The sequence below is a fragment of the Pseudomonas koreensis genome, assembly GCF_024169245.1.
GTDB lineage: Bacteria > Pseudomonadota > Gammaproteobacteria > Pseudomonadales > Pseudomonadaceae > Aquipseudomonas > Aquipseudomonas koreensis_F.
This window is the reverse complement of record NZ_JALJWP010000001.1, coordinates 2,864,553-2,879,934: the sequence shown is the minus strand read 5'-3', so window position 1 is coordinate 2,879,934 and position 15,382 is coordinate 2,864,553. Positions and strand designations below refer to the sequence as shown.

General features: G+C 60.5%; 12 protein-coding genes. 5 read left to right on the top strand and 7 right to left on the bottom strand.

Going from position 1 to position 15,382, the window contains the following annotated elements:
• Nucleotides 1-544: 544 nt before the first annotated feature.
• The gene (locus tag J2Y90_RS13010) at nt 545-1,144 is read right to left on the bottom strand and encodes an FMN-dependent NADH-azoreductase (protein WP_253500234.1); all 600 of its coding nucleotides are present in this window, start codon (nt 1,142-1,144) and stop codon (nt 545-547) included.
• 230 nt (nt 1,145-1,374) lie between these two features.
• Nucleotides 1,375-1,689, bottom strand: a complete 315-nt coding sequence (locus J2Y90_RS13005) for a 3-phosphoglycerate kinase (protein ID WP_253500231.1) — start codon at nt 1,687-1,689, stop codon at nt 1,375-1,377.
• A gap of 49 nt (nt 1,690-1,738) precedes the next feature.
• Between J2Y90_RS13005 and J2Y90_RS13000 the strand changes: the two genes are divergently transcribed.
• The 4 genes from J2Y90_RS13000 to J2Y90_RS12985 all read left to right on the top strand — a co-directional run bounded on the left by J2Y90_RS13000 (nt 1,739) and on the right by J2Y90_RS12985 (nt 5,968).
• Nucleotides 1,739-2,662, top strand: a complete 924-nt coding sequence (locus J2Y90_RS13000; protein WP_016771199.1) for a LysR family transcriptional regulator — start codon at nt 1,739-1,741, stop codon at nt 2,660-2,662.
• Nucleotides 2,663-2,676: 14 nt separating this feature from the next.
• Complete coding sequence (locus tag J2Y90_RS12995; RefSeq protein WP_253500228.1) at nt 2,677-3,480, top strand: alpha/beta fold hydrolase; 804 nt, start codon at nt 2,677-2,679, stop codon at nt 3,478-3,480.
• Nucleotides 3,481-3,483: 3 nt separating this feature from the next.
• Nucleotides 3,484-4,047 carry a peptidylprolyl isomerase gene (locus J2Y90_RS12990; protein WP_253500224.1) on the top strand — a complete coding sequence of 188 codons (564 nt, stop codon included), beginning with the start codon at nt 3,484-3,486 and terminating at the stop codon, nt 4,045-4,047.
• An 88-nt stretch (nt 4,048-4,135) separates the two neighbouring features.
• The gene (locus J2Y90_RS12985; protein WP_253500222.1) at nt 4,136-5,968 is read left to right on the top strand and encodes an ABC transporter ATP-binding protein; all 1,833 of its coding nucleotides are present in this window, start codon (nt 4,136-4,138) and stop codon (nt 5,966-5,968) included.
• Nucleotides 5,969-6,085: 117 nt separating this feature from the next.
• On the opposite strand, the gene J2Y90_RS12980 is transcribed toward J2Y90_RS12985, so the two are convergent.
• Nucleotides 6,086-7,210 carry a GNAT family N-acetyltransferase gene (locus tag J2Y90_RS12980; RefSeq protein WP_253500220.1) on the bottom strand — a complete coding sequence of 375 codons (1,125 nt, stop codon included), beginning with the start codon at nt 7,208-7,210 and terminating at the stop codon, nt 6,086-6,088.
• Between the two features lie 281 nt (nt 7,211-7,491).
• Between J2Y90_RS12980 and J2Y90_RS12975 the strand changes: the two genes are divergently transcribed.
• Nucleotides 7,492-8,814 carry a putative porin gene (locus J2Y90_RS12975; RefSeq protein WP_253500218.1) on the top strand — a complete coding sequence of 441 codons (1,323 nt, stop codon included), beginning with the start codon at nt 7,492-7,494 and terminating at the stop codon, nt 8,812-8,814.
• A gap of 175 nt (nt 8,815-8,989) precedes the next feature.
• On the opposite strand, the gene J2Y90_RS12970 is transcribed toward J2Y90_RS12975, so the two are convergent.
• The 4 genes from J2Y90_RS12970 to hrpA form a co-directional block, all read right to left on the bottom strand.
• Complete coding sequence (locus J2Y90_RS12970) at nt 8,990-9,229, bottom strand: anti-sigma factor family protein (protein ID WP_253500216.1); 240 nt, start codon at nt 9,227-9,229, stop codon at nt 8,990-8,992.
• Nucleotides 9,223-9,834, bottom strand: coding sequence for an RNA polymerase sigma factor (locus J2Y90_RS12965; RefSeq protein ID WP_253505156.1), 612 nt, complete (start codon nt 9,832-9,834; stop codon nt 9,223-9,225). Before J2Y90_RS12965 ends, J2Y90_RS12970 begins: the two co-directional genes overlap by 7 nt.
• Before the next feature lie 135 nt (nt 9,835-9,969).
• Entirely contained in the window at nt 9,970-11,091 is a 1,122-nt protein-coding gene (locus tag J2Y90_RS12960) for a beta-ketoacyl-ACP synthase III (protein WP_253500214.1), read from the bottom strand.
• 321 nt (nt 11,092-11,412) lie between these two features.
• Nucleotides 11,413-15,324 carry an ATP-dependent RNA helicase HrpA gene (hrpA, locus tag J2Y90_RS12955; protein WP_253500212.1) on the bottom strand — a complete coding sequence of 1,304 codons (3,912 nt, stop codon included), beginning with the start codon at nt 15,322-15,324 and terminating at the stop codon, nt 11,413-11,415.
• Nucleotides 15,325-15,382 lie beyond the last annotated feature (58 nt).

Sequence of the window (15,382 nt, the reverse complement as noted above, 5' to 3'; positions counted from 1 at the left end):
AAAAAGCCAAAAACCGGCCCTTCCCCACTCAACACAATGAGCGTTAGCTCGAGTGCAGCTCTTGATCTTGATCCACCCGCCCCGTCGGCAGGCTGAGTGGAGGGACTGATCCGGGCGTGGGAGCGCAGCGACCGTCTGGCGCAGCCAGACACAGCGGAAGGAGGTGCAGCGAAGCAAACCGGAGCCGCTGCGCCAGGATCGGTCCCGCAGCGAAGGAACCCCGAGCCCCAGCGAGCGGGCCGAACGTTGGGGCAAGCCTTTTTGGGTACTTTTTCGGCGTCTGGAAAAAGTGCCTCGCCGTAAGGGCGACACCGCCAGCTGCAGCACCGCAAAAAACGGATATACCCCCAAAACCCCAAGAACCTGGTCGGCCCAAAGGCCGCCAAGAGAACCCAGACAAAAAAAAGCCCGATCTCGCTAAAGCGTTCAATCGGGCTACAGCACTCAGGAGCAAAAGTGCAAAGGGAGGTTCGATGCGCGTGGAACCTTGAAGGGGTTGCGCCAGGTCACTAGACCATCCAGCGATTATCTGGCGATTAACCGATCAAGCGACCTGAGACAGTTTGGCGTTGGCCTGATTCAGGCCCTTCTCCTGGAAGTCACCGCCAAGGTTCATGCCCTCGGCATGGATAAAGGTCACGTCGTTGATCCCGATGAAACCCATCACCTGACGCAGGTACGGTTCCTGATGATCCGCCGGACCACCGGCATACACACCACCGCGAGCAGTTAGCACAAAGGCACGCTTGCCATTGAGCAAGCCTTGCGGCCCGGTCTCGGTGTACTTGAAGGTCACCCCGGCGCGCAGCACATGATCAAGCCAGGCCTTGAGCGTGCTCGGGATCGCAAAGTTGTACATCGGTGCAGCCATCACCAGCACGTCGGCGGCGAGCAGCTCATCAGTCAATTGGTTGGAACGATCCAGCGACGCTTGTTCGCTCTCGTTGCGCTGTTCCGCGGGTTTCATCCAGCCACCCAGCAAGTTGGCGTCCAGATGCGGCACCGGGTTCACGGCAAGGTCACGCACGGTGATCTGATCGGCAGGGTGCGCGGCTTTCCACTGAGCGATAAAGGTCTGGGTCAGTTGACGGGAAACCGAGTCTTGCTGGCGGGCACTGCTTTCGATGATCAGAACGCGGGACATGGTGTGTAGCCTCCATCCGAGAATGTTGTAAGTCGATGGAGTGAAGGTTAAACAGAGTCGAATCGATGAAAAAGCGCAAATAATTGCTGCAAAGCATCGAATAATTCGTTTAGATGCACCTCATACCCTGTGGGAGCGAGCTTGCTCGCGAAGGCGGCGCGTCATTCAACAATGATGTCGGCTGATAGATCGCCTTCGCGAGCAAGCTCGCTCCCACAGGGGAATACCGCTCACTTGGGGGTGCAGGTCAGTTTGATGCGCAGCTTGATGATCTCGCGGGTGAACTTGGCCGTGGCGTTTTTATGTTTGCCGGCAGGAACATCGATGCTGCGCGTTCGCGGTGCTTCCGGGCCGTTGTTGAACACGGCCTTGCAGGTCGCATCGACATCACCGTAGTTGGCCACCCGGATCGAGCCGATGTCGTTGTCGGTGTCGAAGGCCTCGTAATCGATCTTCATGCCGTTGAGATCCTTCTGCACATCGATCGGATAGGCAAACGCGGTCAACGGCAGCAGTGCCAGCACCACACAACAGAATTTTTTCATTCGGCAGTCTCCATGAGGGACGGCCAGCTTAGGACAAGAGGAGCTATTGATGAAAGCGCCCCGCGTGACCCTTGATCAATGGCGAACGTTGCAGGCCGTGGTCGACCACGGCGGTTTCGCCCAGGCCGCCGAGGCCCTGCACCGCTCGCAGTCATCGGTGAGCTACACCGTCGCCCGCATGCAGGATCAGCTCGGCGTGCCGTTGCTGCGCATCGACGGCCGTAAAGCCGTGCTCACCGAAGCCGGCGGCGTATTGCTGCGCCGTTCGCGGCAACTGGTGAAACAGGCCAGCCAGTTGGAAGACCTCGCCCATCACATGGAGCAAGGCTGGGAAGCCGAAGTGCGGCTGGTGGTCGATGCCGCCTACCCGAGCGCGCGGATCGTCCGTGCCCTGACCGCGTTCATGCCGCAGAGTCGCGGCTGCCGCGTGCGTCTGCGCGAAGAAGTGTTGTCGGGCGTCGAAGAAGTGCTGCTCGAAGGCGTCGCGGATCTGGCCATCACCGGCCTGAGCATTCCGGGCTACCTCGGCGCGGAGTTGAGTGATGTCGAATTCGTCGCCGTCGCCCACCCGGATCACCCGCTGCATCGGCTCAATCGCGAACTGAGCTTTCAGGATCTGGAAACCCAGATGCAAGTGGTGATCCGCGACTCCGGGCGCCAGCAGCCGCGCGATGTCGGCTGGCTCGGCGCGGAACAGCGCTGGACCGTCGGCAGCCTCGCCACCGCCGCAACCTTCGTCAGCAGCGGCCTGGGTTTTGCCTGGCTGCCGCGGCACATGATCGACCGGGAACTGAAGGATGGCTCGCTCAAGCTGCTACCGTTGGACCGGGGCGGCAGCCGCAACTCCAGCTTTTATCTGTATTCGAACAAGGACAAACCCCTGGGCCCGGCCACGCAAATCCTCATCGAGTTGTTGCGCACCTTCGACACCTTGCCGCTGGACGCCCCGTTTGCCGCACCTGAACAAGCCTGACACGGAGTTCACCGATGGCCTATTTCGAGCACGAAGGTTGCAATCTGCACTACGAGGAATATGGCCACGGCACGCCGTTGCTGCTGGTTCACGGGCTCGGTTCGAGCACCCTGGACTGGGAAATGCAGATCCCGGCGCTGGCCGCGAAATACCGGGTGATCGTCCCGGACATTCGCGGCCACGGGCGCTCGGACAAACCCCGCGAGCGCTACAGCATCGCCGCATTCAGCGCCGACCTGTTCGCTTTGATCGAACACCTGCGCCTCGGCCCGGTGCATTACGTCGGGCTGTCGATGGGCGGGATGATCGGTTTTCAGCGGGCCGTCGATCAGCCGCAAGCACTCAAGAGCCTGACCATCGTCAACAGCGCACCTCAAGTCAAATTGCGCAGCCGCGACGATTACTGGCAGTGGTTCAAACGCTGGAGCCTGATGCGCCTGCTCAGCCTGGAAACCATCGGCAAAGCCCTCGGCAGCAAACTTTTTCCCAAGCCGGAACAGGCCGATCTGCGGAGGAAAATGGCCGAACGCTGGGCAAAAAACGACAAACGTGCTTATCTCGCCAGCTTCGATGCGATTGTCGGCTGGGGCGTTCAGGAACGACTTTCCCGGGTGTCCTGTCCAACGCTCGTCATCAGCGCCGACCGTGACTACACACCGGTGGCATTGAAAGAAACCTATGTAAAACTGCTGCCTGATGCGCGGCTGGTGGTCATCGCCGACTCGCGCCATGCCACCCCGCTCGATCAACCCGAACGTTTCAATCACACGCTGCTGGCGTTTCTGGCCACAGCCGACCTTCACTCTCAGGATCACTGACCCATGCTGAAAAAACTCGCCCTCGCCGCCGGCTCCGTACTGTTTGCCGCCAACCTGATGGCTGCCACCCCGGCCAAGGCGCCGCATGTGCTGCTGGACACCACCAACGGCCAGATCGAAATCGAACTGGACCCGGTCAAGGCACCGATCAGCACCAAGAACTTCCTTGAATACGTCGATAGCGGCTTCTACAACAACACCATTTTCCACCGCGTGATCCCGGGCTTCATGGCCCAGGGCGGCGGTTTCACCCAGCAGATGCAACAGAAAGAAACCAAGGCGCCGATCAAGAACGAAGCCAGCAATGGCCTGCACAACGTTCGCGGCACCCTGTCGATGGCGCGCACTTCCAACCCTGATTCGGCGACCAGCCAGTTCTTCATCAACGTCGCCGACAATGCGTTCCTCGATCCGGGCCGTGACGCCGGTTACGCGGTGTTCGCCAAAGTGGTCAGGGGCATGGATGTCGTCGACGTCATCGTCAACTCGCAGACCACCACCAAACAAGGCATGCAGAACGTGCCTGTCGACCCTGTGATCATCAAGTCGGCCAAGCGCATCGACTGAATTTCGCCGGGCATATCGAGCGGCGCCGGGCTGAGCCTGCGCCGCTCGCACTGATAAAAGGAGAGCCCGGATTCCGGGCGGTTATCTGATGCTCTATCGCCGTTTCGAACAACTGATCGATATCTTCCGTGACGCCCCGACGGCGTCCCCGCCGGACCGCGTCTGGCCCTTCTACATCTACTACTTGAAACAGGTCTGGCCAAGTTTTGCCGCCCTGCTCGTCATCGGCCTGTTTGCCTCGCTGATCGAAGTGGCGCTGTTCAGTTACCTGAGCCGCCTCATCGATCTGGCCCAAGGCACGCCCAACCCGAATTTCTTCAGCGCCCATGCCCTCGAATTGACCTGGATGCTGGTGGTCGCCCTGGTGCTGCGACCGATCTTTTTCGCCCTGCACGACTTGCTGGTGCACCAGACCCTGAGCCCCGGCATGACCAGCATGATTCGCTGGCAGAACCACAGCTACGTGCTCAAGCAGAGCCTGAATTTCTTCCAGAACGATTTCGCCGGGCGCATCGCCCAGCGCATCATGCAGACCGGCAATTCATTGCGAGATTCTGCCGTGCAAGCGGTGGACGCGCTGTGGCACGTGGTGATCTATGCGATCAGTTCGCTGGTGCTGTTCGCCGAGGCCGACTGGCGCCTGATGATCCCGCTGCTGACCTGGATCGTCGCCTACATCGGCGCGCTGTATTACTTCGTGCCGCGCGTGAAAGAGCGTTCGGTGGAAGCCTCGGATGCGCGCTCGAAACTGATGGGGCGCATCGTCGACGGCTACACCAACATCGCCACGCTGAAGCTGTTCGCTCACACCAACTTCGAACAGCACTACGCCAAGGAAGCCATCGAAGAACAGACCGTCAAAGCGCAAATGGCCGGTCGCGTGGTCACCAGCATGGACGTGGCGATTACCACCATGAACGGCCTGTTGATCGTCGGCACCACGGGGCTGGCGTTGTGGCTGTGGACGCAGTCGCTGATCACGGTCGGCGCGATTGCCTTGGCCACCGGGCTGGTGATTCGCATCGTCAACATGTCCGGCTGGATCATGTGGGTAGTCACCGGTATTTTCGAAAACATCGGCATGGTTCAGGACGGTCTGCGCACCATCTCGCAACCGGTCAGCGTCACCGACCGCGAGCAGGCCAAACCGTTGGCCGTGACCTCGGGCGAAGTGCGTTTCGAGCACGTGGATTTTCACTACGGCAAGAAGCGCGGGATCATCGGCGACCTCAACCTGAACATCAAACCGGGCGAGAAAATCGGCTTGATCGGGCCGTCCGGCGCCGGCAAATCGACCTTGGTCAACCTGTTGCTGCGCCTGTACGACGTCGAGGGCGGGCGCATCCTGATCGATGGGCAGAATATTGCCGAAGTCGGTCAGGAAAGCCTGCGCGCGCGGATCGGCATGATCACTCAAGACACCTCGCTACTGCACCGCTCGATCCGCGACAACTTGCTTTACGGCAAACCCGACGCCACCGACGCCGAACTGTGGGAGGCGGTGCACAAGGCGCGCGCCGATGAGTTCATCCCGCTGCTGTCCGACGCCGAAGGTCGCACGGGTTTCGATGCGCACGTCGGTGAGCGCGGGGTGAAACTGTCCGGCGGTCAGCGCCAGCGCATCGCGATTGCCCGGGTGCTGCTCAAGGACGCACCGATCCTGATCATGGACGAAGCCACCTCGGCGCTGGATTCGGAAGTCGAAGCGGCGATTCAGGAGAGCCTCGAAACCCTGATGCAGGGCAAAACAGTGATCGCCATTGCCCACCGCCTCTCGACCATTGCACGCATGGATCGGCTGGTGGTGCTGGAAAACGGCAAGATCGCCGAGAGCGGCACCCACGCCGAACTGCTCGCCCATCGCGGTCTGTATGCGCGGTTGTGGGCGCACCAGACCGGAGGGTTTGTCGGCATCGACTGATCGCGCGATATGATCGTTCCCACGCTCCGCGTGGGAATGCCTCAAGGGACGCTCCGCGTCCAGTGACGCGGAGCGTCACGGCCTGCATTCCCACGCAGAGCGTGGGAACGATCATGGTCAGGTCTGGCGATAGGGCAACGCCGTTCTTGCTTCTTCGGCATACGCCAGAACGCCGGCGCGCTCTTGCTGGAGAAAATCCTTCACCGCCGCTTTCAACCCTGGATGGCGCAGGTAATGCCAGGAATGGGTGATCACCGGTTCGAAGCCGCGAATCAATTTGTGCTCGCCCTGCGCCCCGGCATCGAAACGCTGGATGCCGTGGGCAATCGCGTAATCCATGCCCTGATAGAAACACGTCTCGAAATGCAGCCGATCAAACTCGGCCAGGCAGCCCCAATAACGTCCATAGAAACTGTCACCACCGACCAGGCTGAAGGCCATTGCCACCGGCCGTGATCCCTGTTTGGCCAAGACCACGCGAATCGCCTCAGGCATGCGTTCGGCCAGCAGGCTGAAGAATTCGCGCGTCAGGTACGGCGCCTGTCGCCGCACTGCATAGGTGTTGGCGTAGCAGGCGTAAACGAAATCCCACTGCGCCTCGTCCAGCTCGGGTCCTTTCAGCCATTCAAATTCGAAGCCCTGCCCTGCCACCTGCTCGCGTTCCTTGCGCATCTGCTTGCGCTTGCGTGAACTGAGGGCGTCGAGGAAATCCTGAAAGTCGCGGTAATCACGGTTCTGCCAATGATATTGACAGCCGATGCGCTGCAGCCAGCCCGGTTGCTCGGCCATCGCCGCGTCAGTGAACGGGTCGGTGAAATTGATGTGCGCGCTGGAAAGCCCTTCGATTTCCAGGTAGCCGGGCAGACTCTTGAGCAGTTCAAAACCGTCTTCGACACTGGCCGCCAGCAGGCGCGGGCCGCTCACCGGACTGAATGGCACAGCCGTTAAAAGCTTGGGGTAGTAATCGATGCCGGCCCGCGCACAGGCATCGGCCCAGCCGTGATCGAACACGTACTCGCCGTAGGAATGCCACTTGCGATAACTGGGCAGTGCGGCGATCAGTCGATCATCTTCGATGTGCAGTAAATGTTCGGGCTGCCAGCCTGAATGCGGACCAACACTGCCGCTGTCTTCCAAGGCGCTGAGGAAGGCGTGGCGCAGGAACGGCTGATTGTCCGGCACCAGCGCATCCCAGCTTGCCGGGGCGATTTCTGACAGGTTTTGCAGGCGTTGCAACGGCATTCACTGGCACTCCACAGCTTGGCGACAAAGCCCGGCGAGTATCGCTGATCGCGACCCGGTTGCACACGCTCAATCGGCCGACAGCGCTCTAACTCGATAGTTCACGCCTGATACGTATCGTCATCAACCTGCCATCACCGTGCCACCGCTCTGTCATAAACCATCGCGATACTGACGCCTGTTTTTAGAGCGCCGGGTTCTAACCCGGACACAGTTTTCCGGCCTTCAGGCCGGTTGTGCCCAGGATGGTTCAGCCATCCCCTTCATCTTCGGAGATTGCTATGCGTCTTGCTTCCACGAAAACTGCAGCGGCCCTGTGCGGCGGCTTGTTGCTGGCCATGAGCGTCCCGGCCAGTGCTGCAGTCGACGCCAAACTGCTCGACATGCTCAAGGCCAACGGGTCGATTTCCCAGGCGCAGTACATCGAGCTGCAAACAGAACTGGCCAAGGATCAGAAGGAACAGCAAATCGCCCGGCAGGCGCAGCAGGAAACCAACGAACAAGTGGCGGCGGTTGCGAAGAAGACCAACGAACAGAGTGTGTTCGATCAGAAACTGGCCTGGGCGGCCAAGACCCAATTCAAGGGTGACGTACGCATTCGCCAGGAAACCATCAAGATCGACGGCGAGCCGAACAACGGCGGCCGCGACAAGGATCGCCAGCGCATCCGTGCGCGTCTGGGCGCCTACACCGAGATCAACCCGCAAGTCGACACCGGCATCCGCATCGCCACCGGCGGCGGTGACGACGCGCGCTCGACCAACCAGGATCAGGACAACTACTTCGACAAGAAGCAGATCTGGCTCGACCTCGGCTACATCGACTATCACCCTGATCAGATCAAGAACCTGCACGTGATCGGCGGCAAGATGCTGCAACCGTGGGTGAGCATGGGCGACGTGATCTGGGACAGCGACATCAACCCCGAAGGTCTGGCCGTCACCTACAAATACCCGTTGGGCAGCAGCGCCGAGCTGTTCGGCAGCCTGGGTAACTACAACCTCAAGGACAACGTGGACGGCGACGGCGTGCAATTCCGCCACGACCTGCGCCTGACCGCTGGCCAGTTGGGCAGCCGCTTCAACATCACCGACAACCTGAAGATGACCGTCGGCGGCAGCGTCTACGCCTATCAGAACGATGAAGACAGCCGCTGCACCGGCACCTCGACCCCGTGCGCGCTGGCAGTCAACGGCAACTCGGCCAACAACGAGTTCCGTCTGTATGAAGGGTTCAGCCAGATCGACATCGGCGGCCTGCCAATGCCGCTGTCGTTCTACGGCCAGTACGTGAAGAACAACGACGCCGTGACCGATCAGGACACCGCGTGGCTGCTCGGTGCCAAGTCGAAAGTCTTCGGCTTCAACCTCGACTACAACTATCGCGACGTGCAGCGCAACGCCGTGGTCGGCGCCTTCACCGACTCCGACTTTGCCAACGGCACCACCGGTTCGCGCGGGCACAAGTTCAAGGTCGGTTACGACATCGACAAGAACTTCGCCGTCGGCGCCACGTACTTCCTGACCAAGGCCGACTTCGCCAGCCGTGGCCAGCGCGATGCAGACGCCAACACCCTGCAGTTGGATGCTGAAGCGAAGTTCTAAAAAAGCGATAGCCCGGTGCGGGCGGGACGATCCCCATCCTCCGTTCGTTCAACCGCACCGGGTTACGTCTGCAGGATGCAAAACCCCCTGTAGGAGCTGCCGAAGGCTGCGATCTTTTGATCTTGATCCTGAAAACAAGATCAAAAGATCGCAGCCTCGTTGCACTCGACAGCTCCTACAGGGGGTTGTCTTTTCGTCGTTGCTCGGCCAGGCGTTCAGCCAAGGCATCGACGTTCTCGTCCGCTTGTTCCGGCATCGCCTTCAGGGTTGCCTGCATCACGCGCATCTGCCGCATGAAACGCCGGCAGTTGGGGCAGAACAACAGGTGATGACGCACCATCAGCGTCTCGCGAAAGCTCAGTTGGCCGTCGAGATAATCGCTGGATCGTGCCACTTGCTCCTTGCAGGTCAACATTCTCCTGTCTCCTCAAAATGTTCCACGGTCGCAAAGACCTTCAAACGTGCCCGGTGCAGCAGCACGCGGACATTGGAGAGCGAGATCTCCAGAAGATTACAGATTTCTTCCAGCTCCAGGCCCTGGCGTTCGCGCAACAGCAAGACACTGCTCTGCAATTCTGAAAGGCTCAGCAACGTATGTTCGAGGCATTCGCGCAGTTCGTTTTCAGTGAGCAGCGCTTCGGGGGTGTCCTGATGCCAGGCAAAAGGCGCGACCAGCCAGTGACCGTCGCTCGAAGAAAACCGATCGTCGTCGATGGTGCCGTGAGGCGATGGCAGGTCGTCGAGCAGGACCTCCCGACGATTGAGCTTGTAGCGACTCTTGGCCGAATTGGCGGTGATGGTCAGCAGCCAGGTCTTGAGGCTGGAACGGCCTTCGAAGCTGGCCAGATGGCGCACCACCGACAGCCAGGCATCCTGCACCACTTCCTCGACATGGCGCTGGCCGACAATCGCGTAAGCCACCGCGCGCATGGCGCTCTGATATGTCGTGACCAGTTCCTTGAAAGCCTGTTGCTCTCCCGCCAGCAAGCGCGTGAGCAGTTGGGTGTCGTCAGCCGCTATCCATCAATCCCCTTGTCCGGACTTCGAAAATGAACGCGGCAGGTGTGCACCTGCCGCGATGTCCGAAAAATTACAGCGTTTCAGCCGCTTCGAATGTAGGAAAGATCGACGCGATTAAGGGGAAATTAACCTGTTTCAGCGTTTACGCAGCAACACGCTACCAATCGAGTAACCGGCCCCGAACGAGCTGAGCACCGCAAGCGAACCCGAAGCCAGATCATCCTGATATTTATGGAAGGCAATGACCGAACCGGCCGAGCTGGTGTTGGCATAGCTGTCGAGAATCACCGGCGCTTCTTCTTCGGTAGCTTCGCGGCCGAGCAGCTTGCGCACGATCAGGTGGTTCATGCTCAAGTTGGCCTGGTGCAGCCAGAAACGTTTCACGTCGCCGACATTGAGCTGGTTTTCTTCCAGGTGCTCGCCGATCAGCTCGGCAACCATCGGGCAGACATCCTTGAACACCTTGCGGCCTTCCTGCACGAACAGCTTGTCGCGCGCGCCGATGCCCTCTTCCGCCGCACGGTTGAGGAAGCCGAAATTGTTGCGGATATTGTTGGAGAACTTGGTCAGCAATTTGGTGCTGACCACGTCGAACTGGTACGGCGAGGTCGCCAGATCCGCGCGTTCGATGATCACCGCAGTCGCGGCATCGCCGAAGATGAAGTGGCTGTCGCGATCACGGAAGTTCAGGTGCCCGGTGCAGACCTCCGGGTTGACCATCAGGATCGCCCGCGCCTGGCCCAGTTGCACGCTGTTGGCGGCGGCCTGGATGCCGAAGGTGGCCGAAGAACACGCCACGTTCATATCGAAACCGAAACCCTGAATGCCCAGCGCTTCCTGGACTTCGATAGCGATGGCCGGATAAGCGCGTTGCAGGTTCGAACAAGCAACGATAACGCCGTCGATGTCAGCGGCAGTCTTGCCAGCACGTTGCAGGGCTTGCTCAGCGGCGCCGACGGCCATCTGGCACAGCACCGACCATTCGTCGTTGGAGCGCTCCGGCAGGCGTGGAGCCATGCGTTGCGGATCGAGGATGCCGTCCTTGTCCATGACAAAACGGCTCTTGATGCCCGAGGCTTTTTCGATGAACGCGGCGCTGGATTCGGTCAGGGCCTGGACTTCACCGCTGGCAATGGCCTCGGCGTTATCGGCGTTGAACTGGGCGACGTAGGTATTGAAAGACTGCACCAGCTCTTCGTTGGAGATGCTGTTGGCCGGTGTGTACAGGCCGGTGCCGCTGATGACGACATTATGCATGGTCGTTTCTCTAATCTGTTCAGGCAGAAAGTGCTGGAACCGTCGTACCAACACGCAAAGGGTCTATTCCCATCCGGGGGACGCAAACCTGGCATCGTTTTATTCCGCAGCGCGACACGGCCGAAGGCTCTGGGTCGCGAAACCGGTGTTTATGGGGGCGAAGTTTGCCATAAACACGGACTTTTGGCGCCTTCTCCTGCTCAACGCGATCCCTGTAGGAGCTGCCGAAGGCTGCGATCTTTTGATCTTGACCTTTTAAAAAGCAAAATCAAAAGATCGCAGCCTTCGGCAGCTCCTACAAGATCGTTGCGAGGCGTGAGGTCAGGGCTCGACCTGGCTCCACTGTTTGCTCAGGCGTTTGTCGGAAATCGGCACTTTCGTCCCCAACTGCTGGGCAAACAGCGAAACGCGGTATTCCTCCAGCCACCAGCGGTACAACTCCAGCTGCGGATCGCGCTTGCCTTCCTGCGCGTGCTTGGCCGCGCGGGCCTGATATTGCGCCCACAGACCCGCGAGTTCGCCGCTCCAGACCCGATCTTTCTGTACCTGCGCGCCGAGCTTCTCGAAACGCTGCTCGATCGCTTTCAGGTAACGCGGCAACTCTTTAAGCCACTGCATCGGCGTCTCGCGGACAAACCCCGGATAGACCAGATTGCCGATCTGCTGCTTGATGTCATTCAACGCCACCGCTTGCGCCAGATCGATCTTGCCCTTGAAGCGTTTTTGCAGACCGTGCCAGATTTTGAGAATCTCCAACGTCAGCCGCGCAACCCGCTCGGCGTGCTCGGTCCAGCTGCCGCGCTTGCGCTCGGCCAATGCCGCCAACCCGGCGCCATCACGAGGCAACGGGTCTTCGCCTTCGAGAATGCAGCTGTCAAGGCTGGCCAGCAGAATGTCTTCGACCAGCGCATCAACCCGGCCCAGCTCACGATAAAGCAGACCCAGTTCAGTCTGCCCCGGCAATTTGCCACGCAGAAATTTAGCCGGCTCGGCCAGTTGCTGCATCAACAAGCGCTGCAAGGCGCGACGATGCTGGAACTCCGCCTCGGCCGGCGTAGAGAAGCGCCCTTCCTTGACCGTGCCACCCTCTTCAACCAACGCTGGGTAGACCGTCATCGACAGCCCGGCGATCTTCTGCTGGGTCTTTTCCGCCACCGGAGCGAAGACTTTCGCCTCGACCGGTTGCTGGCTTTTCGCACTCTGCGGCACCGCCAGTGCGGCCTGACTGGCTTCGGCAAAGCGGGCGGTCAGCTCGGCCAGATCGCGACCTTCACCGAGGAACTTGCCCTCGCCGTCGACGATTTCCAGGTTCATGCGCAAATGGCTTTCGACCTGTTGCGCGGCTTCCGCCCACGCCTCATCACTGACCCGCGCGCCGGTCATGCGCAGCAGCTCGCGACCGAGCGCCTGCGGCAGCGAACCTTCGGCGAAGGTCATGCGCTGCAACGCGGCTTTGATGAAGTCCGGCACCGGCACGAAGTTCTTGCGCAGGGCTTTCGGCAGGTTACGCACCAAGGCAATGCACTTGGCCTCGATCAGACCCGGCACCAGCCATTCCAGACGCTCCGGCGGCAACATCGGCAGCAGCGGCGCCGGCACGCGCAAGGTCACGCCGTCGCGCGGGTGATTGGGCTCGAAATGGTAAGTGAGCGCCAGCTCCAGATCGCCGATGTGCAGCGTGTCCGGGTAATCACGGGCGGTGACTTCACTGGCCTCGCGGGCCAGCACGTCTTCTTCGCGCATGATCAACAGCTGCGGGTCTTTCTGGCTGTTGACCTTGTACCAACTGTCGAACGTCGCGGTCTGGTGGATCTCCGCCGGCAGGCGCGCATCGTAGAAGGCGTAAAGGGTTTCTTCGTCGGCGAGAATATCGCGACGCCGAGCCTTCGCCTCAAGCTCGTCGAGCTGCTCGAGCAGTTTCTGATTGGCGCTCAGGCATTTGGCCCGCGACTGAATCTCGCCGCGCACCAGCCCTTCGCGGATAAACAGCTCACGGGAGACCACCGGATCGACCGGGCCGTAATGCACCGGGCGGCGACCGACCACGATCAGACCAAACAGAGTGATCTGCTCGTAAGCGACGACCTGGCCGCGCTTCTTTTCCCAGTGCGGTTCAAAGTGGTTCTTCTTGATCAGGTGCCCGGCCAGCGGTTCGATCCAGTCGGCGTCAATCTTGGCGACCATGCGCGCGTAAAGCTTGGTGGTTTCCACCAGTTCGGCGGTCATCAGCCATTGCGGACGCTTCTTGCCGATGCCCGACGACGGATGAATCCAGAAGCGCCGTTGCCGCGCGCCGAGGTAATCGCCGTCTTCGGTTTTCTGGCCGATCTGGCTGAGCAAGCCGACCAGCACCGCTTTGTGCAGCTTCGGATAATCCGCCGGTTCTTTGTTCAGGCTCAGCTGCATGTCGCGGCAGATCAGGCTCAACTGACGATGGGAATCACGCCACTCACGCAAACGCAGGTAGTTGAGGAAGTTCTTTCGGCACCAGTTACGCAGCGGGTTGGCGGTCAGCGCCTGGCGCTGCTCTTCAAAACCACGCCACAGATTGACCAGTCCGGCGAAATCCGAATCCGGATCCTTCCATTGCGCATGGGCCTGATCCGCCGCTTGCTGACGCTCCGGCGGACGCTCGCGCGGGTCCTGAATCGACATCGCACTGGCGACAATCAGCACTTCCTGCAGGCTGCCGAGCTTGGCCGCTTCGAGCAGCATGCGGCCCATGCGCGGGTCGACCGGCAAGCGCGCCAACTGTCGACCAAGCGGCGTCAGCTGGCTGTTGCGATCCACCGCCGAAAGCTCTTGCAGCAGGTTGAACCCGTCGCTGATCGCTTTGCCGTCCGGCGGTTCGATAAACGGGAACGCGGTGATTTCGCCGAGGCGCAGATGGAGCATCTGCAAGATAACGGCGGCGAGGTTGGTGCGCAGAATCTCCGGATCGGTAAATTCCGGGCGTCCAAGGAAATCCTCTTCGCTGTACAAACGCACGCAGATGCCCGGCTCGACCCGCCCGCAACGACCTTTACGCTGATTGGCGCTGGCCTGGGAAATCGCTTCGATCGGCAAGCGCTGCACCTTGGCCCGATAGCTGTAGCGACTGATGCGAGCGGTACCGCTGTCGATCACATAGCGAATACCCGGAACGGTCAGTGAAGTCTCGGCGACGTTGGTCGCCAGTACTACGCGGCGGCCCGGGTGCGACTGGAAAATCCGCTGCTGTTCGGCCGGCGACAGACGCGCGTAGAGCGGGAGGATTTCGGTGTGCTTGAGCTGGGCCTTGCGCAGCATGTCGGCGGCGTCGCGAATCTCGCGCTCACCGGGCAGGAACACCAGCACATCACCCGGACTGCGCCGTTCGCTACGCTCGTAGGCGGCGATTTCGTCGAGGGTGGCGAGAATCGCCTGATCGACGGTGAGGTCGTCCTCGACCCGGTTGCCCTCTTCGTCCTGCTCCAGGGTCAGCGGCCGGTACCAGGTGTCCACCGGGAACGTGCGACCGGACACTTCAACAATCGGCGCATCATCGAAATGCTTGGAGAAACGCTCCAGATCGATGGTCGCCGAGGTGATGATGACTTTCAGATCCGGGCGGCGTGGCAGCAGGGTTTTCAGGTAACCGAGGAGGAAGTCGATGTTGAGGCTGCGTTCGTGGGCTTCGTCGACGATGATCGTGTCGTAGCGTTCGAGGTAACGGTCGTTCTGGGTTTCTGCCAGCAGAATGCCGTCGGTCATCAGCTTGATCAGGGTGTTGGCATCGCTCTGATCTTCGAAGCGCACCTGATAGCCGACCAGCGCACCGAGGGGCGTGCCGAGTTCTTCGGCGACGCGGCTGGCGACGCTGCGCGCGGCGATCCGACGCGGCTGGGTATGGCCGATCAGACCGTGCTGGCCGCGACCGATTTCCAGACAGATTTTCGGCAACTGGGTGGTTTTGCCCGAGCCGGTTTCGCCGGCGATGATCAGCACCTGATGTTGCTCGAGGGCCTTTTTGATCTCGTCGCGTTTGGCCGCGATCGGCAAACTGTCGTCGTAACGAATCACCGGCAGGCTGGCCTTTCGCGCCAGCACCTGATCACAGGACGCCTGCATGCGCGCTATCCATTGGGCCAGTTTGGCCTCGTCGGGTTTCTTGCGCAGCTCAAGCAACTGCCGCCGCAGCCGGTGACGGTCGGCGAGCATGGCGTGATCGAGGTTTTTCAGCAGTTTGTCGATGGAGGGCGATTCGTCGGTCATCGGGTAGGCAATTCGGTCGTCTATTTATGCAGGGGGCGGATTGTCGCAGATTTGCCTG